Annotated in this window: 15 protein-coding genes, 3 tRNA genes and 1 pseudogene; 16 read left to right on the forward strand and 3 right to left on the reverse strand. The window is 72.9% G+C overall.

What is annotated here, in order from left to right; all coding sequences use genetic code 11:
- Positions 1-5 precede the first annotated feature (5 nt).
- Positions 6-1,535: a S1C family serine protease gene (locus ABD374_RS17110; protein WP_344496066.1), complete on the forward strand. Its 1,530-nt coding sequence runs from the start codon at positions 6-8 to the stop codon at positions 1,533-1,535.
- A 43-nt stretch (positions 1,536-1,578) separates the two neighbouring features.
- Positions 1,579-1,663, forward strand: a tRNA-Ser gene (locus ABD374_RS17115).
- A gap of 112 nt (positions 1,664-1,775) precedes the next feature.
- Here ABD374_RS17115 and ABD374_RS17120 read toward each other — a convergent pair.
- Positions 1,776-2,645 (reverse strand): bifunctional DNA primase/polymerase, encoded by an 870-nt coding sequence (locus ABD374_RS17120; protein ID WP_344496068.1) that lies wholly within the window; start codon positions 2,643-2,645, stop codon positions 1,776-1,778.
- 314 nt (positions 2,646-2,959) lie between these two features.
- Here ABD374_RS17120 and ABD374_RS17125 point away from each other — a divergent pair, with 314 nt between their 5' ends.
- The 4 genes from ABD374_RS17125 (at position 2,960) to ABD374_RS17140 (ending at position 6,942) form a co-directional block, all read left to right on the forward strand.
- A complete protein-coding gene (locus ABD374_RS17125) occupies positions 2,960-3,271 on the forward strand; it encodes a hypothetical protein (protein ID WP_344496070.1) in 312 nt (103 codons plus the stop codon).
- Positions 3,272-3,492: 221 nt separating this feature from the next.
- A complete protein-coding gene (locus ABD374_RS17130) occupies positions 3,493-4,359 on the forward strand; it encodes a DUF1906 domain-containing protein (protein WP_344496072.1) in 867 nt (288 codons plus the stop codon).
- A gap of 207 nt (positions 4,360-4,566) precedes the next feature.
- Positions 4,567-5,139, forward strand: coding sequence for a SigE family RNA polymerase sigma factor (locus ABD374_RS17135; RefSeq protein WP_344496074.1), 573 nt, complete (start codon positions 4,567-4,569; stop codon positions 5,137-5,139).
- 156 nt (positions 5,140-5,295) lie between these two features.
- Complete coding sequence (locus ABD374_RS17140; RefSeq protein ID WP_344496076.1) at positions 5,296-6,942, forward strand: long-chain fatty acid--CoA ligase; 1,647 nt, start codon at positions 5,296-5,298, stop codon at positions 6,940-6,942.
- A gap of 108 nt (positions 6,943-7,050) precedes the next feature.
- Here the strand turns inward: ABD374_RS17140 and ABD374_RS17145 are convergent, their stop codons facing one another.
- Positions 7,051-11,088, reverse strand: a complete 4,038-nt coding sequence (locus ABD374_RS17145; protein WP_344496078.1) for a hybrid sensor histidine kinase/response regulator — start codon at positions 11,086-11,088, stop codon at positions 7,051-7,053.
- Between the two features lie 237 nt (positions 11,089-11,325).
- Entirely contained in the window at positions 11,326-11,799 is a 474-nt protein-coding gene (locus tag ABD374_RS17150; protein ID WP_344496080.1) for an SSI family serine proteinase inhibitor, read from the reverse strand.
- Between the two features lie 194 nt (positions 11,800-11,993).
- On the opposite strand from ABD374_RS17150, the gene ABD374_RS17155 reads away from it, so the two are divergent.
- The 10 genes and pseudogenes from ABD374_RS17155 to ABD374_RS17195 all read left to right on the forward strand — a co-directional run bounded on the left by ABD374_RS17155 (position 11,994) and on the right by ABD374_RS17195 (position 19,205).
- Positions 11,994-12,084, forward strand: a tRNA-Ser gene (locus tag ABD374_RS17155).
- Positions 12,085-12,258: 174 nt separating this feature from the next.
- A tRNA-Arg gene (locus tag ABD374_RS17160) sits at positions 12,259-12,331 on the forward strand.
- A gap of 83 nt (positions 12,332-12,414) precedes the next feature.
- Entirely contained in the window at positions 12,415-13,320 is a 906-nt protein-coding gene (locus ABD374_RS17165) for a DUF2797 domain-containing protein (protein ID WP_344496082.1), read from the forward strand.
- Between the two features lie 85 nt (positions 13,321-13,405).
- Positions 13,406-14,347: an amidohydrolase family protein gene (locus tag ABD374_RS17170; protein WP_344496084.1), complete on the forward strand. Its 942-nt coding sequence runs from the start codon at positions 13,406-13,408 to the stop codon at positions 14,345-14,347.
- Positions 14,348-14,438: 91 nt separating this feature from the next.
- Positions 14,439-15,161 (forward strand): response regulator transcription factor, encoded by a 723-nt coding sequence (locus tag ABD374_RS17175; RefSeq protein ID WP_344496086.1) that lies wholly within the window; start codon positions 14,439-14,441, stop codon positions 15,159-15,161.
- Between the two features lie 3 nt (positions 15,162-15,164).
- Positions 15,165-15,290, forward strand: coding sequence for a hypothetical protein (locus tag ABD374_RS17180; protein ID WP_344496088.1), 126 nt, complete (start codon positions 15,165-15,167; stop codon positions 15,288-15,290).
- A gap of 152 nt (positions 15,291-15,442) precedes the next feature.
- Positions 15,443-15,757, forward strand: a pseudogene (locus tag ABD374_RS34895) (mannosyltransferase YkcB-related protein); the annotation flags it as partial.
- Between the two features lie 217 nt (positions 15,758-15,974).
- Positions 15,975-17,495 (forward strand): MFS transporter, encoded by a 1,521-nt coding sequence (locus tag ABD374_RS17185; protein WP_344496090.1) that lies wholly within the window; start codon positions 15,975-15,977, stop codon positions 17,493-17,495.
- A 75-nt stretch (positions 17,496-17,570) separates the two neighbouring features.
- A complete protein-coding gene (locus ABD374_RS17190; RefSeq protein WP_344496092.1) occupies positions 17,571-18,326 on the forward strand; it encodes a TetR/AcrR family transcriptional regulator in 756 nt (251 codons plus the stop codon).
- Positions 18,327-18,515: 189 nt separating this feature from the next.
- Complete coding sequence (locus ABD374_RS17195) at positions 18,516-19,205, forward strand: GAF and ANTAR domain-containing protein (protein WP_344496094.1); 690 nt, start codon at positions 18,516-18,518, stop codon at positions 19,203-19,205.
- Positions 19,206-19,216: the final 11 nt, after the last annotated feature.

The raw sequence follows: 19,216 nt of genomic DNA on the forward strand, positions 1-19,216 counted from the left end.
GAGCTGTGAGCACCGAGAACGAGGGCACTGCGGTTCCGGCCGCCCCGTCAGCACCTCCCGTGCCGGTGGCCGCTCCCGGGCCCGCCCCCGACGCCACGGGCACGGACGCCGTGGCCCCCGGCCACGAGCCGGCGCCGCCCGCCGCGAGCCAGTCCGCCCAGAATCCCGCCCCCGAGCGGCCCGCCCACAACCCCACGACGCAGGGGCACACCCCCACCCCGCAGCCGGGGTACATGCCGGTGCCGCAGCCCGTGGCTCCCGCTCCGCATTCGCAGCCGTATCCGCAGTCGCAGGGGGAGCCCGGGGCCGGATGGCCGCCTCCCCCGCCCTCCCACGGCGGCGGTGGCAGCGGCGACAGCGCCGGTCCCGGATGGGGTGCGCCCATGGGGCCCGTACCTCCCGCGCACAAGAAGAAGCGCGCCGGCGGTTTCGTCGCCGGGGTGCTGGCCGCCGCGCTGGTCGCGGGCGGCGTCGGCGGCGGCATCGGGTACTGGGCCGCCGAGCGGGGCGACGGCCCCACCGACTCGACCACCGTCTCCGCGTCCGGCAACACGAAGGACTTCAAGCGCGACCCGGGCACCGTCGCGGCGGTCGCGGCCAAGGCCCTGCCGAGCGTCGTCACCATCGAGGCGCAGGGCGGCGACGGCGAGGGCGGCACGGGAACGGGCTTCGTCTACGACGTACAGGGCCACATCGTCACCAACAACCACGTGGTGGCGTCCGCGGCGGACGGTGGCGAGCTGTCGGTCACCTTCTCCAACGGCAAGGAGTACGACGCCGAGGTGGTCGGCCGCGCGCAGGGCTACGACGTGGCCGTGCTGAAGCTGAAGAACGCCCCTTCCGGTCTGGCCCCGCTTCCCCTGGGCAATTCGGACAAGGTCGCGGTCGGCGACTCGACGATCGCCATCGGCGCGCCCTTCGGCCTGTCGAACACGGTCACCACCGGCATCATCAGCGCCAAGAACCGGCCCGTGGCCTCGGGCGACGGCCAGAACAGCAAGGCGTCGTACATGAGCGCCCTGCAGACCGACGCGTCGATCAACCCGGGCAACTCGGGCGGCCCGCTGCTCGATTCGAGCGGCGCCGTCATCGGCATCAACTCGGCCATCCAGTCGGCCGGCACCGGTGGCTTCGGCCAGTCCCAGGCGGGCTCCATCGGCCTGGGCTTCGCGATCCCGGTCAACCAGGCGAAGACGGTCGCCCAGCAGCTGATCAAGACGGGCCGGCCGGTCTACCCGGTGATCGGCGCCACGGTCTCCATGGACCCGAAGGGCGACGGGGGCGCCGTCATCGCGGACCGCGGCACGGGCGACACCCCGGCGGTCCCGTCGGACAGCCCGGCGGGCGAGGCCGGTCTGAAGGCGGGCGATGTCATCACCAAGCTCGACGACCGGGTGATCGACAGCGGTCCGACCCTGATCAGCGAGATCTGGACCCACAAGCCGGGCGACAAGGTCACGCTCACGTACGAGCGCGACGGCAAGTCCTCGACGGTCGAAGTCACCCTGGGCCAGCGCGAGGGCGACGACAGCTGACCGGTTAGGCTGTCCTCGCGCCACCGCGGGCCGGTGGCGCGAGGGTGGGTTGCCCGAGCGGCCTAAGGGAACGGTCTTGAAAACCGTCGTGGCGCGAGTCACCGTGGGTTCAAATCCCACACCCACCGCAGGCCGTCCGAAGGGGCGTCCGGAGTTTCCGGGCGTCCCTTCGGTGTGTCCGAGGCGTGTCCCGTGTGTGCGCGGTGCTGTGGGCGCGGGCGCGGTGGCGTGTGTGTGGGCTCAGGAGGCCGTGGTGAGGCGGGCGGCGGAGGCGAGGGTGGCGCGGGCCTCGCGGTCGGTGAGGCCCGTGTGGACGGCCGCTTCGGCGAGTGCGTCCGCGAGGGAGTCGCCGATGCCGTCCTCGTACGCGCGGCAAGCGGCCCAGAACAGGCGGGTGTTGCGCTGGCCCTCGTGTGCCGCCCGTACGAACTGGACCAGGCCGTGGCCGCGCCCGGGCCCGTCGGCGGAGGGGCCCGCGCGGGGGTGGGAACGGGCGGGGGGCACGAGGAGGCGCAGGAGCGCGCTGGGGCAGGGGGCCGGCGCGAGGTGGCCGGTGCCGGGCGCGGTGCGGTAGATGCCGTGGTCGGTGAGGGAGCCGGGACCCACCAGGTAGCCGCCGGCGCCGCGGATGTCGATGCCGGGGGCGAGGCGGCTCGCGGAGTTGGGGACGGTGACGCCGGGCGGGCCGGTCAGCCAGATGTGGCGGCCGCCGCTGGGGGTGAGGACGACGACGGTCTCGGGGATCGTGAAGAGGTGCCGCAGCGCCAGGTGCCTGAGGGAGGCGGTGGCGTCGGTGTCCGACTTCGTGTCCAGGTCGATGCCGATGAGGTGGTGCGGGGAGCGGCCGCAGGCGATGCCGTAACCGGTCGCCCAGGGGGCGGCGGCGAAGAGGGCGCGGACGGCGGCGGGGTCGGCGGTGGCGTCGTGGACGCCGTGCCCCGGGCGCCCGCACTCGCCCCGGCACAGGAACGGCTCGGGGGCGTCCCGGTGCGGGGAGCGCAGGGCGGGGAGTTTGGTGCGGGACAGGGGGATGACGGGGAGCCCGCGCTCGGCTGCGGAGAGGGCGTGGGCGAGGGCCAGGGTGGCGGTGCGCCGGTCGTAGGTGGCCATGGATCTATTTTCGTACGTACGTTCGAAGAAAGGAAGGGGGGCGGACGAGGGGAGGGGGTGGCCGGAAAGGGGTGGGGGCGCTTTTTCCCTTGGCGGGTCCGGGGAGTGAGGTGTGGCAGGGGTGAGCTGGGGTTTTGGGGGCGCGAAGGGTGTTTATCGACATGTCCTCACGCTTGAGGGGGAATAAGGGCCTCCGGCCTGGTTCGCCGGGGATTCGGTGGGCAATTCTGATCTCGCGACGTCGTGACCAGCGCTGAGGCAGTCGGCCAACTGCCCCGGAACAAGCCGTACTTACAGCCCACGGAGGAATTCACATGGCAAACATCCGTACCGCTCGCGTCATCGCCGCCGTTGCCGCCCTGCCCCTCGCGGCCGCTCTCTTCTCGGGCGTCGCCCTCGCGAACAACGGTTCCTTCGCGAACGACGGATCCAACGCCAGCGTGGCCACGATCGGCGGCAGCGGTGTCGGTAACGACAACTACGGCAACTCGTCCACCACGCAGCAGGTCGCGACGGGTGCCGGTGCGTCGAACCAGAACAACACGGCGAACGTGAACGGCTGGGGCTTCACGGCGATCGACCAGTCCAACGACAACGTCGCGGTGAACTTCACCGAGCTCTGGTGAGCCGCGGCCCGGCCGGGGTCTGTGCTGCGGGGTGAATGACTGCCTGCGTGACGGTGCCGACGGCACTGTCACGCAGGCCGTTCCCGTTCCGGGGCGCGGCCGCGCCCGGATACGGCCGGCCGGGTACGGAGTTCCCACGTCCGGGTTGAACCTGGGCGCGGATGGCTGACGGCGGGGTGTGAGAGGCGCCCGGCGGCACCCGGGGCACGTTCACTCTCCCCATGTACCTGCAGAGACTCCTCGGATACGCAGTCGCGCTGGTGGCCGTGCTCGGAGTGCTGGGCGTTCCGCACCAGGCGGACGCACAGTCGAGAGCGCCGGCCCCGGTCCCGGCCCCCGCTCAGGCCCCCGCCCCCGCCGCGGCCCCCACCGTGACCTTCCGCGGCCGGGCCTTCGACACCTGCCTGACCCCGTCCCTCTCCACCATGCGGGCCTGGCGCTCCTCCCCGTACCGGGCCGTCGGCGTCTACTTCGGAGGCCGCGGCCGGGCCTGCCCCAAGCAGCGCAACCTCACCAAGAAGTGGGTGGCGGAGGTGGACCGGACGGGCTGGCGGGTGCTGCCCGTCTTCGTCGGCTCGCAGTCCCCCTGCGTAGTGGCCAAGAACAAGCGGCACGTCAGGATGGGCAACGCGCCCTGGCGCCAGGGCAAGAAGGAGGCCAGGCAGGCGGTCCGCGCGGCGAAGGCGTTGGGCATGCTCAAGGGCAGCGCGCTCTACCTCGACATGGAGGCGTACGACGCGGGAAACAGCCGCTGCGCCCGCACCACCCTCGACTTCGTCCGCGGCTGGAGCCGCGAAGTGCGCAAGTACGCGTACCTCCCCGGCTTCTACAGCAGCGCGGATTCCGGCGTGCGGCACATGGAGCGCGCCCGCAAGGCGAAGGAGGCGGACCTGCCGTCGGCGATGTGGTTCGCCCGCTGGAACGGCAAACCGTCGCTGTACGGCGAGCGGTCCCTGTCCGACCGGGCCTGGACGCCGCACCGCCGCATCCACCAGTACGCCGGAAACGTCACGGAGAAGCACGGAGGCCGGCGCCTGAGCATCGACCGCAACACGGTGGACGCGCCTGTCGCCCGGATCCGCTCCTGATCCGCTCCTGAAACCCCCCTGACCTGCCCCTGACCTGCCACAACGGCCGACGAGCCGGCTCCGCCCCCGAGACGCGCCCCCTACGGAGGTCCGCGCGTCCTCCACCCTCAGGAGGTGGGGCCGGCACCATCCCTACAACCTGAGGCGGATCCGGCTTCGGGACCTGGGGCCGATCCGCGGCGCGGTACCCGCTCCTAGCGTGGAGCCATGACCACGCCTGCCTGCACCAGCGCATCCAAGGCGGCGACGAGGGCGCCGACGCCGGCACCGACGCCCTACCCGTCGTTCTCCGTGTACGTCCGCGCCCGGGGGCCCGTGCTGCTGCGCACCGCGCGCTCGCTCACCGCGAACCCGTGCGACGCGGAGGACCTGCTGCAGACGGCGCTCACCAAGACGTACGTCGCCTGGGACCGCATCGAGGACCACCGCGCCCTCGACGGCTACGTACGCCGCGCCCTGATCAACACCCGCACCTCCCAGTGGCGCAAGCGCAAGGTCGACGAGTTCGCCACCGACGAGCTGCCCGAGCCCGCCGCCACTGCCGCCGCCGCCACGGCCGCCGACCCCGCCGGGCAGCAGGCGCTGCGCGACGCGATGTGGCGGGCGGTGATGAAGTTGCCGGACCGCCAGCGCGCGATGGTCGTCCTGCGCTACTACGAGGACCTCAGCGAGGTCCAGACGGCCGAGGTCCTCGGCGTCTCCGTCGGTACGGTCAAGAGCGCCGTCTCGCGCGCCCTCGGCAAGCTCCGCGAGGACCCGGAACTGGCTCCGGCCCGCTGACCTCACCGGGTCTCCCCGGGTCTCACCGGGTCTCCCCGGTCCTCCTCGCGGGGCTCAGCCGATTCGTATCTCCGGAAGTAGTGACATACCGAGCGGTACGTGCGCAGAATCAGGCCACCCTTATTACTGCCACGTAGCGCCCACCGGGAGGACGCCGTGCTGAGCACCATGCAGGACGTACCACTGACCGTGACCCGCATCCTGACGCACGGGATGACGATCCACGGTCGCTCACAGGTCACCACCTGGACCGGTGAGGCCGAGCCCCGGCGCCGCACCTTCGCCGAGACCGGCGAGCGCGCGATCCGGCTCGCGAACGCCCTGCGCGACGAGCTCGGTGTCGACGGCGACCAGCGGATCGCGACCCTCATGTGGAACAACGCGGAGCACGTGGAGGCGTATCTCGCCATCCCCTCCATGGGCGCCGTGCTCCACCCGCTCAATCTGCGCCTGCCCCCCGAACAGCTGGTCTGGATCGTCAACCACGCCGCCGACCGCGTCGTCGTCGCCGACGGCTCGCTGCTGCCGCTGCTCGCGCCGCTCCTCCCGCACCTGAGGACCGTCGAGCACGTGGTCGTGTCGGGTCCCGGCGACCGCTCGCTCCTCGACGGCTGCGCGCCGCGCGTGCACGAGTACGAGGACCTGATAGCGGACCGCCCCACCACGTACGACTGGCCCGAACTGGACGAACGCGCCGCCGCGGCCATGTGCTACACCTCCGGCACCACCGGCGATCCCAAGGGCGTCGTCTACTCCCACCGCTCCCTCTACCTGCACTCCATGCAGGTCAACATGACCGAGTCGATGGGGCTGACCGACCGCGACACCACCCTCGTCGTGGTGCCGCAGTTCCACGTCATGGCCTGGGGGGTGCCGCACGCCACCTTCATGTCCGGCGTCAACATGCTCATGCCGGACCGGTTCCTCCAGCCCGCCCCGCTCGCCGAGATGATCGAGCGCGAGAAGCCGACGCACGCCGCCGCCGTCCCCACCATCTGGCAGGGCCTGCTCGCCGAGGTCACGGCCCGCCCCCGCGACCTCTCCTCCATGGCGAGCGTCACCATCGGCGGCGCGGCCTGCCCACCCGCCCTCATGGAGGCGTACGACAGGCTCGGGGTGCGCCTGTGCCACGCCTGGGGCATGACGGAGACCTCGCCGCTCGGCACCATGGCCCACCCGCCGGCCGGACTCACCCCCGAGGAGGAGTGGCCGTACCGCGTCACGCAGGGCCGCTTCCCGGCCGGTGTCGAGGCGCGCCTGGTCGGGTCCGGTGGCGACGTCCTCGCCTGGGACGGCGAGTCGGCCGGTGAGCTGGAGGTACGCGGCAACTGGATCACGGGGGCGTACTACGGCGGCGCGGCCGGCGAGGACTTCAGGCCGGACGACAAGTTCAGCGCGGACGGCTGGCTCAGGACCGGCGACATCGGCGTCATCAGCCCCGACGGCTACCTCACCCTCACCGACCGGGCGAAGGACGTCATCAAGTCCGGCGGGGAGTGGATCTCGAGCGTGGAGCTGGAGAACGCCCTGATGGCCCACCCGGACGTCGCGGAGGCGGCCGTCGTCGCCGTACCGGACGACAGGTGGAGCGAGCGCCCGCTGGCGACGGTGGTGCTGAAGGAGGGCGCGACCGCGGACTACGAGGAGCTGAGGGCGTTCCTCGCCGGCAAGATCGCGAAGTGGCAGCTGCCGGAGCGGTGGGCGACGGTCCCGGCCGTGCCGAAGACGAGCGTGGGCAAGTTCGACAAGAAGGTGATCCGCAGGCAGTACGCGGACGGCGAGCTGGACGTCACGAAGTTCTGACGCCCCGGTTGGACTGCTGAACCGGACCCCCGAGCCGGACTGCCGAGCCGGACTGCCGAAGGGGACCCGCGACGACGCGGGTCCCCTTCACTCCGCACCGGCCACGGCTCAGTTGGTGCCGATCTTCGCGAGCAGATCCACGATCCGGCCCTGCACCTCACCGCTGGTCGAGCGCTCCGCGAGGAAGAGCACCGTCTCCCCCGAGGCGAGCCGGTGCAGTTCGCCCTCGTCGAGTCCGGCCGAGGTGTAGACGACCAGCGGAGTGCGGTTCAACTGCCCGTTCGCGCGCAGCCAGTCCACGATCCCGGCGCGGCGGCGGCGTACCTGCATCAGGTCCATCACCACCAGGTTCGGCCGCATCCGCGTCGCCAGCGCGACCGCCTCGGTGTCCGTCGCGGCGCGCGCGACCTGAAGGCCGCGCCGCTCCAGCGTCTCCGTGAGCGCGAGCGCGATCTCCTCGTGCTCGTCGATCAGCAGGACGCGCGACGGGTGCTGCTCGCTGTCGCGCGGCGCGAGCGCCTTCAGCAGTACGGCGGGGTCCGCGCCGTACGCCGCCTCACGCGTCGCCTGCCCGAGCCCGGCCGTCACCAGGACGGGGACCTCGGCGGCGACGGCGGCCTGGCGCAGCGACTGGAGCGCGGTACGGGTGATCGGCCCGGTCAGCGGGTCGACGAACAGCGCGGCGGGGAAAGCCGCTATCTGCGCGTCCACCTCCTCGCGGGAGTGGACGATCACCGGACGGTAGCCGCGGTCGCACAGCGCCTGCTGCGTCGAGGGGTCGGGGGCCGGCCACACCAGCAGGCGGCGCGGGTTGTCGAGCGGCTCCGGGGGCAGCTCGTCGTCGACGGGCTGCGGCTGGGGCCGGTTGGCCACCTCCACGGCGCCGTTGGGGCCGTCCAGCGGCTCGGGCCCCTCGGAGCCCTCGTCGGGTGCGCCTATGGCGTACGCGCGCCCCTCGGCCTGGGCCGGCAGCCGGTGCTGGAGCGGGCCCTGGGTATGCGGGTGCGGGCGGGCGGCGGGCTCGGCGCCTTCCGGGGCCTCGGAGCCCTCGGCGGATACGGGCTGCTCCGCCTCGGTGGGCCCGGCGGCGAGCTTGCGGCGCCGGCCCGAACCCAGGGCCTGGTTCTGCTGCTGGGCGATCTGCTGCGCGAACGGCATGCCCTGGCCGAGGGTGCGCACGCTGAACGCACGGCCCTGCGAGGAGTCGGCGGGCACGGGCTGGGCGGGCGGCAACGGCTGCGCGGTACGCGGCTGCTGCGGCCCGGCGGCCGGAGCGGGCGTGGGAGCCGGAGCCGGAACCGGAGCGGGCGTGGTGGCGGGAGCCGGGGCGGATGCGGCGCCGTTCGGGCCGCCCCCGTGCTGTTCGGCCTCGTCCTCGTTCGCTCCCGCCGCGAAGTCGCGAGCGGGCCAGGTCTGGGTCGTACCGGTGGCCGTGGTGGTGGTCCCGCCGGGAGAGGTGGACCAGCCCGGGGGCGCGGAGGCGGCGCCGGCCGTCCGCGCGGTGTCGTGAGGGGCGCTGGGGGCGTCCGGAGCCGAAGACCCGGCTCCCGCTCCCGCCTCCTCCGCCTGTCGCTCCTCCGCGTCGCTCGGGGAGGGCGCGGCCGTTGGGCGCCCCGGAGTCCCGTTCGCCGCCCAGTCGGGCTGCGCCGGCTGTCCTGCCTGCCCCAGCTGTTCTGCCTGCCCCGGCTGCCCCGGCTGCCCCGGCTGAACGTCCCTGCGCGCCCTGCGCCGCCCCGTGGGCGCCGGGGCGGGGTGCGGCTGCGGCGGAGTGCGGTCCGTGTCCGGAGTGGTGCGTACGGCGTCGTGGCGCCCCGGCAGCGAGGCGTCCGCCTCGCCCGCCGTCGGCGGCACGCGGTCGGCGTCGGCCGGCGGCAGCGCGAACGCGCTGCGAGGGGCCTCGGGGGAACGCTCCTGCGCCGGCGCGAGCGCCCTGCGCGCACGCCGCCCGGAAGACTGCTGCGGGGACTCGCCCCCGGCGGGCGGCGCGGCGGACAGTGCGGGAAGAGCGTTCTCGTGCGCCTCGTTGCCGACGCGCCGAACGCGCTGCCCTGCCGCCCCCGGTACGTCGACGGGCACCCCCTGGGGCGGCACCGTCTCCCCGCGCGCGGCGCGCCCGGTTCCGTGCGCCCCTTCGGAGGCCGTCACGACGGAGCCCTCCGAGACGGCACCGGGAGCGGCGGGAGCGGCGGAAGGACCGGCGGCGGGCAGCGCGGCACGCAGTTCCGCGCCGCCACCGTCCCCGCCCGTACGCCCCTCGACCGGACTCGGCCGCCCGCGCCTGCGCCCCGTGCCGCCGGACCCCGGACCGAGGGCCGGGACACCCGGGCCGCCGTCCCCCGCGCCCTGCGCCGGAATGCGTTCCTGCGGACCTGCGGCGCCGGCCGCGCCCGGCCCGCCGCGCCGCGCCCGGCGCCGCCCGGTGGGCGCCGCCTCACCGTCGGCGCCCTCGTCACCCGGCTCGGCCGCCGCGCTCTTGCTCTCCAGCTCCAGGAAGGCGTCCGTGGATCCCCGCCGTGCCCGCCGTCCGGCCCCGTCCGTGGGCGCCGACTGCTGCGCCGGCACCGGCACCGGGTCGGGAGCGGTCACGGCCGCCTTGTCCTGCGCCGGGGCCGTCGCCCCCGCACCCGCGCCCAGCGGCACTTCGAGTACGTACGCGCTTCCGCCCATACCGGGCACCTCATGCGTCTGGAGCACACCGTCGTGCGCCGCCACGATGCCGCGCACGATCGGCTCGTGCACCGGGTCTCCCCCGGCGTACGGACCGCGCACCTCGATGCGTACGACCTCGCCGCGCTGCGCCGCCGCGACCACGATCGTCGAGTCCGTGTGCCCGCCGCCGGGCGCCGCCGCCGGGGCGTTGCCCGTCGAGTCGATCCCGGCCACGTCGGCGACCAGGTGGGCGAGCGCCGTCGCCAGCCGCCCGGAGTCCACCTCGGCCTCGATCGGCGGCGCGTGCACCGCGAACTGCGCGCGTCCGGGCCCGATCAGCTCGATCGCGCCCTCGACACCGGCCGCCACGACGCCGTCGAGCAGCACCTTCTTCTTGTCCAGCCGCTCCGTGCCCGCCGCGAGGCGCTGGAAGCCCAGCACGTTGTCGACGAGGGTCGTCATCCGGGCGTACCCGGCGGCCAGATGGTGCAGGATCTGGTTGGCCTCGGGCCACAGCTGCCCGCCGGGGTCGGACGCCAGCGTCCCCAGCTCGCCCCGCAGCTCCTCCAGCGGCCCGCGCAGCGAGTCGCCCAGTACGGCGGTCAGCTGGGCGTGGCGCGCGGCCATCTCCTCGTACCGCCGCTTCTCACGGCCGAGCACCTCGGCCTGCTTCTCGACCAGTTCGTCGTACGGCCGGCGGTCGGTGAAGGTCATCACCGCGCCGACCAGCTGGTCGCCGTCCCGCACGGGGGCGGTCGTCAGGTCGACCGCCACCGGCTTGCCGTTCTTCGCCCACAGGACCTGCCCGCGCACCCGGTGCTTGCGCCCGGACTTGAGGGTGTCGGCGAGGGGCGAGTCGTCGTACGGGAAGGGGCTGCCGTCGGCGCGCGAGTGGATCGCGAGGGTGTGCAGCTCCTTGCCGCCGAGGTCGCTCGCGCGGTAACCGAGCATCTGCGCGGCGGCCGGGTTGACCAGCACCACGCGCCCGTCGGTGTCGGTCCCGACGACGCCCTCGGACGCGGCCCGCAGGATCATCTCGGTCTGGCGCTGCGAACGTGCCAGCTCCGCCTCGGTGTCGACGGTGCCCGACAGATCGCGCACGACGAGCATCAGCAGTTCGTCGCCGGTGTAGCCGGGGCGCTCGGTGTGGGAGGCGTACGCGTCCCGGCCGTCCTCCAGGTTCGCGCTGGTCACCTCGACCGGGAACTCCGTCCCGTCCGTGCGCCGCGCGATCATCCGGGTCGGCTTCGTACGTCCCTGGTCGTCCGCGCCGTCGGCCCGCCGCATCGATCCCGGGATCAGCTTCGAGTCGAAGGAGGGCAGCAGATCCAGCAGCCCGCGCCCGACGAGCCCGGTGCCCGGCGACTCGAACATCTCCAGGGCGATGGTGTTGGCGTTGACGACGGTGCCGTTGCAATTGACGAGCAACAACCCGTCGGGGAGCGCGTCGAGTATCGCTGCGAGGCGAGCAGCGCCTCGGGATGGCCTGCTGCTCACGTCGACGGTTCCTCCCTGAACTACTGCACCTTGCCGACAACCGGCCTCATTCTGACCCTCGGGCCGCAAGCTGTCACTGGAGGGAGTCTAAAGGCAGGCGGTGGGCGCGCGACGGCGGATGAGGGGGAGCTCTCACCGAGGTTCTGTGCGGTCGGGGGCACATCGGACGTCGTGGCACACGCCCTGACCTGGTGCGAGCCCCCCCCGTGGCGCTGCTGGAGGCGGAACAGGGACGGACTAGGAACGCACGGTGGGAAGCACCGGCTCCATTTCGCGCCAGCGGGAGATTTCGCAGCCATTGCCCCGATTGAAGCTCGCGTCGACGCTCCGCCCGTGCCACGTTCCGGTGATCCGCGCCGTGGCGGGGCCGCCGTGCTGGTGGGTGCACATCCGGTTCTGCGGCACGGGCGCGAAGGGGTCGCCGTTCTGCCTGGCCAGCTCGTCGAGCCGGTTGCAGGCGGACCGCGCGTCGGGGTGTGTGCCGCCGGCGGGTCCGCAGCGCAGTTCGTACGTTCCGTTGGCGGCCCGGTTGCCCGTCTCGGCCGTGGTCACGGTGAGCCGGTCCTGCGGGCCCTGCGGATGGTCCGCCACCGGGAGCACCTCCTGGAGCGACGGCAGCGGGATGGGCATGGCCGCGGCGGTGGCGCCGGGGAGGGCGGCGGCCAGTACGGCGGCGGACGCGGCGGCTGTGAGGACGAGGCGACGCAGCATGCAGACTCCTGGGGCGAGGAAAACAGGGGCCGGGTGCCCCGCACTCTCTAACGCTCACAGGCCCGCGGCGTTGCGCGACGGCTAAGACTTTGCTCTGCGGCCCGCCTGCCTAGTACCGTGGGCGGCGATTGGTGACACCCCGCAAGGCTGTGTCATCATCTGCACGCACCCACTCGCGCAAGCGAGAGTGTGCTGGAGGCGTCGCCTAGTCCGGTCTATGGCGCCGCACTGCTAATGCGGTTTGGGTTTTAAAGCCCATCGAGGGTTCAAATCCCTCCGCCTCCGCGCGTGATCACCGAAGCCCCGGTCCCTGGACCGGGGCTTCGGTCGTTCCGAGGCTGTTCGAGGGTCGTTTTCGCAGCTCAGCAGGGCTGCGGGGAATGGATTTCGCGTCACGGCACAGGTCATGTAATGTTGTTCTCGCAACGCCGACGGGGCAGAAAAAGCCCCGGACGCCAAGCACTCGTAGCTTAACGGATAGAGCATCTGACTACGGATCAGAAGGTTGCAGGTTCGAATCCTGCCGAGTGCACAACAGGCCGGAGGCCCTGACGAGAAATCGTCAGGGCCTCCGGTTTTTGCGTTCCGGGGGGAGGGCGCCGTTAGCCTCCGGGGATGGGCTGGCTGTGCGGGGGGCTGCGGTGGGCAGGGGGGCGGCCGGCGCTTGCCTGGTACGAGTACGGGCAGGGCGGAAGCGGGAACGGCGGTCCGAGGCGGGCCGGGCGGGTCAGTGAGCCGGCGTACGGGAGTGACATCGCGTTCCGGGTGACGGGTGCGGAGCGCCGGTGCGTCGGGGCGCGCCGGGACGGGTGCCCGCTGCGCGCCGTGGTGCCGGGGCGGAGCAGTGGAGGCCAGTGTCCCGAGTGCGCGCGGCTGGACCGGTCGCGGTCGGTGGCGGCGGACACGGTGGCGGACGATCCGCGGCCGTACGCCGTCTACCTGGCCTGGTTCGGTCCGGGGATGGTCAAGGTCGGGATCACGGCGGACGAGCGCGGCTCCGCGCGGCTGCTGGAGCAGGGGGCGGTGGCGTTCAGTTGGCTGGGGCGCGGGCCGCTGATGGCGGCGCGGCGGACCGAGGAACTGCTGCGGGCGGCGCTGGGGGTGCCGGACCGGATCCCGTACAAGGAGAAGCGGGCCGTGCGGACCTCGTTGCCGGGGCGGGCGGAGCGGGCGCGGGAGATCGAGGAGCTGCACCGGCGGGCCGGGGCGCTCGAGGGCTGGCCGGAGTCGCTGGAGCGGGCGCCCTTCGAGGCGGTGGACCATGCCGGGGTGTTCGGGCTGGAGGGGCTGCGGCCGATGACCGGCGTGGTGACCGAACTGGCCCCGGGCGGGGTGGTCGCGGGGCGGCTGCTGGCCGCGGCCGGGCCCGATCTGCATCTGGGGACGGCGGACGGCGGGGTGGTGGTCCTCGACACCCGGCTGATGAGCGGGTGGGAGCTGGCCGGGGCGGCGAGCGGGGCGGCGGGCGTGGGCGTGCCGGTGAGGAGCGTGGAGCGGGGCGTGCAGGGCGGGCTCTTCTGACCGGGAGGGCGGGGCGTGGGTCCTCCCGGGATCCCTTGCCCCAGGAGGGTGGACCGGGGGGTGTCCGCGGGGGAGGGTGACCGGCATGGACGAGAGGTACGGGGAAGGACCGCGCCGTGCGCGGAGTGCGGACGTGCCCGAGGGCGAGGGCGAGGGGGAGGCCGCGGGCGTACGGCGGTTCTGGGAGCGGCTCGGACTGCCGGGGATCATCGACGTGCACACGCACTTCATGCCGGAGCGGGTGCTCAGGAAGGTGTGGGCGTACTTCGACGCCGTCGGGCCGCTGACCGGGACGGAGTGGCCCATCGCCTACCGGCACGAGGAGGAGGAACGGGCCGCGCTGCTGCGGGGGTTCGGGGTGCGGCACTTCACCTCGATGCTCTATCCGCACAAGGCGGGGATGGCGGCCTGGCTCAACGGCTGGGCGGCGGATTTCGCGGCCCGGACCCCCGAGTGCCTGCATACGGCGACGTTCTTCCCGGAGGAGGGGGTGGCGGCGTATGTGCGGCAGGCCGTGGAGAACGGGGCGCGGGTCTTCAAGTCCCACCTCCAGGTCGGGGCGTACGACCCGAACGACGCGCTGCTCGACCCCGTGTGGGGGCTCCTGGCGGAGGCCGGGACACCGGTGGTGACGCACTGCGGTTCGGGGCCCGTGCCCGGCAAGCACACCGGGCCCGGACCGGTCGGGCGGCTGCTGGCGCGGCATCCGCGGCTGCGGCTCGTGGTGGCGCACATGGGGATGCCGGAGTACGCCGATTTCCTCGGGCTCGCGGAGCGGTACGGGGAGGTCCGGCTCGACACGACCATGGCCTTCACCGACTTCTCCGAGCGGCTGATGCCCTTTCCCGAGAGGGAGCTGGGGAGGCTTGCGGACCTGGGCGACCGGATTCTGCTGGGGACGGACTTCCCCAACATCCCGTACGGCTACGGGCACCAGCTGGAGGCCCTGGAGCGGCTGGGGCTGGGGGACGACTGGCTGCGGGGTGTCTGCCACGGGAACGCGGAACGGCTCTTCGCGCTCCGGTGACGGTGGCGGGTGCGGGGGCGAGTGCTGGTTTCTCAGGGGATTCACAGGAACGGGAAAGGCCGCTCTCAGAGGCGCCGCCCAGCCTGGACCCATGCGTACCGAGATGCTCAGACCCGGTGGCGGGCCCGTGCGGGTGCTCGTCGTGGACGACGAGGCGCCGCTCGTCGAGCTGCTGTCGATGGCGCTGCGATACGAGGGGTGGGAGGTCCGCAGCGCCGGTGACGGCGCCGGCGCGGTCCGCCGCGCGCGCGACTTCCGGCCCGACGCGGTCGTACTGGACATGATGCTGCCGGACATGGACGGCCTCGCCGTCCTCGGGCGGCTGCGCTGCGAACTCCCGGACGTCCCCGTGCTGTTCCTGACCGCCAAGGACTCGGTCGAGGACCGGATCGCCGGGCTGACGGCGGGCGGCGACGACTACGTCACCAAGCCGTTCAGTCTGGAGGAGGTGGTGGCACGGCTGCGCGGGCTGATCCGCCGGTCGGGGACGGCGGCCGCGGCCGTACGCGACGAATCGCTGCTGGCGGTGGGGGACTTGACGCTCGACGAGGACAGCCACGAAGTGGCCCGGGGCGGCGAGGGGATTCATCTCACCGCGACCGAGTTCGAGCTGCTGCGCTTCCTGATGCGCAATCCGCGGCGGGTGCTCAGCAAGGCGCAGATCCTGGACCGGGTGTGGAGCTACGACTTCGGGGGGAAGGCGAACGTCGTCGAGCTCTACATCTCGTACCTGAGAAGGAAGATCGACGCCGGCCGCCCGCCGATGATCCACACCCGGCGCGGGGCGGGGTACCTGATCAAGCCGGGCGGATGAGCGGTGTCCCTGCGCAGCCGCCTGGTGCTGTCGGTCCTCGCGCTGATCGCGGTGGCCGCGGCGGTGATCGGGGCGGTCACGACGATCGCCCTGCGCTCGTACCCGGAGAACAGCTCGACGGGCAGCTGATGTCGTCCGTGCAGCGGGCCGGGCGCGATCCTTCGGGGGAGGCCGGCCAGGAGCCGGGGCTGAGGGCGAACGTCCGGCGGGTACGGGCGCGGGGCAGCCCCCGGCGGGTACGGGGGCGGCCGGGCGGTCCCGGCGGCCGGCCGGGCGGTGCGATGCCCGGCGGCTTCCCCGAAGGGCCCGGCACGGCCCGCGAGAGCGGTACGGGCGACTCGGGCGGCGCCGGCGGCTCCTCGGGCGGACTGCTCGACGGCCGGAGCGTCGGCGCCGAGGCGGAGGCCACGATCCGGGCCGACGCCGACGCCGACGACTGCACCTGGGCCGCGGCCGCCATCGGCTCGCAGAACGCCGCGAGCTACCAACTCGCCACCGAGCAGGCGGTGATGGCGATCGGCGGCTTCAACGGCAGCGACCCGTCCCCGACCCTGGCCGAGTTCAAGGCGTACGCACAGAAGGGCGAGATCCACTACTTCATCGCGAGCGGCGGCGGTCCCGGGGGCGGCGGCTCCGCCGTCACCACCGGGGTGGAGGGGAACTTCACGAAGGTCACCGTCGAGGGGGGCGACCCTCTACGACCTGACCGGGCGAAAATAATTATACGGCGTACAGGAACTCCTTGTACGGTGTACGGGAACAGCTCGCAACACCCCCCGTGCCCGTACCCGTACCCGTGCAAGGAGACCCCGCATGACGGCGACGACCTCCGAGGACCGCCCCACCGCGCAGGGCCACCCGCAGCGCTGGCTGATCCTCGGTGTCATCTGCCTGGCCCAGCTCACCGTGCTGCTCGACAACACCGTCCTGAACGTCGCGATCCCCTCCCTCACCGAGGAACTGGACACGTCCACCGCCGACATCCAGTGGATGATCAACGCGTACTCCCTGGTCCAGTCGGGCCTCCTCCTCACCGCGGGCAGCGCCGCCGACCGCTACGGCCGCAAGAAGATGCTGATGGCCGGCCTCGCGCTCTTCGGCATCGGCTCCCTCGTCGCCGGACTCGCCCAGTCCAGCGCCCAGTTGATCGCCGCCCGCGCGGGCATGGGCATCGGCGGCGCGCTGCTGATCACCACCACCCTCGCCGTCGTCGTCCAGATCTTCGACGACACCGAGCGCGTGAAGGCCATCGGCCTGTGGTCGACGGTCAACTCGCTCGGTTTCGCGGTCGGTCCGCTGATCGGCGGCGTCATGCTCGACCACTTCTGGTGGGGCGCGATCTTCCTGATCAACATCCCGGTCGCGATCGTCGGTCTCGTCGCCGTCGTCCTCCTCGTGCCGGAGTCCAGGAGCAAGCAGGGCGACCGGCCCGACCTGCTCGGCGCGCTGCTCTCCACCGTCGGCATGACCGCCGTCGTGTACGCGATCATCTCCGGCCCGGAGCACGGCTGGACCTCCGCCCGGGTGCTGGTCTCCGCCGCGGTCGGCGTCCTCGTCCTCGGCGTCTTCGTCTTCTGGGAGCTGCGCATCCCGTACCCGATGCTGGACATGCACTTCTTCCGCGACCAGCGCTTCGTCGGCGCGGTCGCGGGCGCGATCCTCGTCGCGTTCGGCATGGGCGGCTCGCTCTTCCTCCTCACCCAGCACCTCCAGTTCGTGCTCGGGTACGGGCCCCTGGAGGCGGGGCTGCGTACGGCGCCGCTCGCGCTCACGGTCGTCGTGCTCAACCTCACCGGCCTCGGCGCGCGGCTGCTGCCCCGGCTGGGCACGCCCGCGACCATCGCCTCCGGCATGACCCTGCTGTCCGCCGGTCTCGCCGCGATCGCGGTACTCGGCGGCGGCACCGGGGCCGGCTACGGCGGAATGCTGCTCGGACTGGTCGTGATGGGCGCGGGCATCTCGCTCGCGATGCCCGCCATGGCCAACGCCATCATGAGCGCCATCCCGCCGGAGAAGGCCGGTGTGGGCGCGGGCGTCAACGGCACACTGGCCGAGTTCGGCAACGGTCTGGGTGTCGCCGTCCTGGGCGCGGTGCTCAACTCCCGCTTCGCCGCGCTCGTCCCCGCCGCGGTCGGCGCGGCCTCGCTGCCCGCCGCGCTGGCGGCGGCGGACGGCGCGGGGGAGCGGGCCCGTATCGCGGACGCCTTCGCCTCGGGGGTCGAGACCAGCCAACTGGTCGGTGCGGTCGCGGTGCTCGCCGGCGGACTGCTCGCCGCGGTGCTGTTGCGCCGTGCTGAGCGGGCAGACTCACCCGGAGCCGTATCAGCGGCATAGCATCGGAACGGGGGGGCGGACCGGGCCATTCCGGTTCGTCGCCCGCCCCGCCGGGAGAACGAGGAGTGTGCGTCCATGGTGTCCGCGGCCGACCGTGTCAGGAACCCAGCCCGCAACAGCGTCTGGCTGGAGGGGAAGACACCGCGCGCCCGCAGGGCGGACCAGCCGGCCGGTCTCGACCGGGACCGGATCACCGCGGTGTCGGTGCGGCTGCTCGACGCCGAGGGACTCGCGAAGTTCTCCATGCGCCGACTCGCCGCCGAGCTGAACGTCACCGCCATGTCCGTCTACTGGTACGTCGACACCAAGGACGACCTGCTGGAACTGGCCCTCGACTCGGTCTTCAGCGAGATCACGCCCCCGGCGGAGACCGGCGACTGGCGCGACCGGCTGCGCGCACTGGCCACCAGCTACCGGGAGTTGCTGGTCCGGCACGTGTGGGTGTCGCCGCTGATCGGCACGTTCCTCAACATCGGGCCGCACTCGGTGGCGTTCTCCCGGGCCGTGCACGACGTGATGCGCGCGACCGGGCTGCCGCCGCACGGGCAGACGGGCGGCCTGGCCGCGGTCTTCCAGTTCGTCTACGGCTTCGGGACGATCGAGGGCCACTTCGTGCAGCGCTGCGCGTCGGCGGGCATGAACCAGGACGAGTTCTTCACCCAGGCGATGGGCGCGATGAGCACCGCGCCGCAGCTGCGCGAGACGTTCGAGAACGCCAAGGACCTGCTGGAGGCGCGGGGCGGGGACACGGTGGCGGAGATGCGCGAGCGCGACTTCCAGTTCGCGCTGGAGACACTGATCGCGGGTATCGAGGCGATGGCGGCCCGCTGAGTGGCCGGAGCGACAGCATGAATGCTCCGTCGCAGGACAGAAGCGGATAGAGTCTGTCCGTCCTTTGCTCGCAGTCGGGAATGTGCTGCGGAGCTCTCCCGCGCATGGCCGCACTCTCAGCCATGCTCGCCGAAGAGGTTCGTGGTGACTGCGTCCGACATTCCCGAGATTTCCTACGATTCTGCCCAAGTGGGGACATCTGTCCCGCTGGCGGAGTCGTTGGCCGCTGCCGCCACCGCCCTGTACGAAACCGAGGGGTACGCGGAGACGGCACGGGTCGGGGCGCTGCTGGCCAGGGACATCGTGCCGGACGCCGATCACGCGGGCATCTCCCTCGTGGAGCGCGTGGGAGACGTTCGTACCGTCGCCTGGACCGACGAGGTGATACGGACCCTCGACGCGGCGACCGGATGCGGAGCGGGCTGCGCCATGGGCTGGCCGGGGCTGTGGGACAGCCCCGTCGTCCGCATGGAGGACATCGCCGCGTGCGACGGCCACGGGCCGGTGCTCACCGAGAACGGCCTGCGCTCCGCCCTGTTCCTCCGGCTCCGGGGCCACCAGCGAAGATTCAGCGTGCTGACGCTCTACTCGCGCAAGCCGAGCGCCTTCGACGACGAGTCCGTACGCGTCGGGCGGCTGTTCTCGGCCCACCTCGGCATCGCCCTGGACTCCGTCGAGGTGCGGGAACAGCTCGCCGAGGCCATGCACACACGGGACGTGATCGGGCAGGCCACCGGCATCCTCATGGGGAGCATGAACATCGACGCCTCGCAGGCCTTCGACCGTCTCGTGCGCGCCTCGCAGAAGGGCAACGTGAAGCTCCGCGACATCGCGTCACGCATCGTCGAAGTCAGGTCCACGGAGCAGCACCCAGGGTGACCGGCGCGATC

Origin of the sequence: Streptomyces enissocaesilis, from assembly GCF_039533765.1 — a bacterium.
Taxonomy (GTDB): Bacteria; Actinomycetota; Actinomycetes; order Streptomycetales; family Streptomycetaceae; genus Streptomyces; species Streptomyces enissocaesilis.

Bases quoted from the DNA above. Each gene is read 5' to 3' on its own strand.
- ABD374_RS17120 (WP_344496068.1), bottom strand. From the start codon at position 2,645: ATGGCCACCTACGACCGGCGCACCGCCACCCTGGCCCTCGCCCACGCC.
- ABD374_RS17125 (WP_344496070.1), top strand. From the start codon at position 2,960: ATGGCAAACATCCGTACCGCTCGCGTCATCGCCGCCGTTGCCGCCCTG.
- ABD374_RS17130 (WP_344496072.1), top strand. From the start codon at position 3,493: ATGTACCTGCAGAGACTCCTCGGATACGCAGTCGCGCTGGTGGCCGTG.
- ABD374_RS17135 (WP_344496074.1), top strand. From the start codon at position 4,567: ATGACCACGCCTGCCTGCACCAGCGCATCCAAGGCGGCGACGAGGGCG.
- ABD374_RS17150 (WP_344496080.1), bottom strand. From the start codon at position 11,799: ATGCTGCGTCGCCTCGTCCTCACAGCCGCCGCGTCCGCCGCCGTACTG.
- ABD374_RS17165 (WP_344496082.1), top strand. From the start codon at position 12,415: ATGGGCTGGCTGTGCGGGGGGCTGCGGTGGGCAGGGGGGCGGCCGGCG.
- ABD374_RS17170 (WP_344496084.1), top strand. From the start codon at position 13,406: ATGGACGAGAGGTACGGGGAAGGACCGCGCCGTGCGCGGAGTGCGGAC.
- ABD374_RS17175 (WP_344496086.1), top strand. From the start codon at position 14,439: ATGCGTACCGAGATGCTCAGACCCGGTGGCGGGCCCGTGCGGGTGCTC.
- ABD374_RS17185 (WP_344496090.1), top strand. From the start codon at position 15,975: ATGACGGCGACGACCTCCGAGGACCGCCCCACCGCGCAGGGCCACCCG.
- ABD374_RS17190 (WP_344496092.1), top strand. From the start codon at position 17,571: ATGGTGTCCGCGGCCGACCGTGTCAGGAACCCAGCCCGCAACAGCGTC.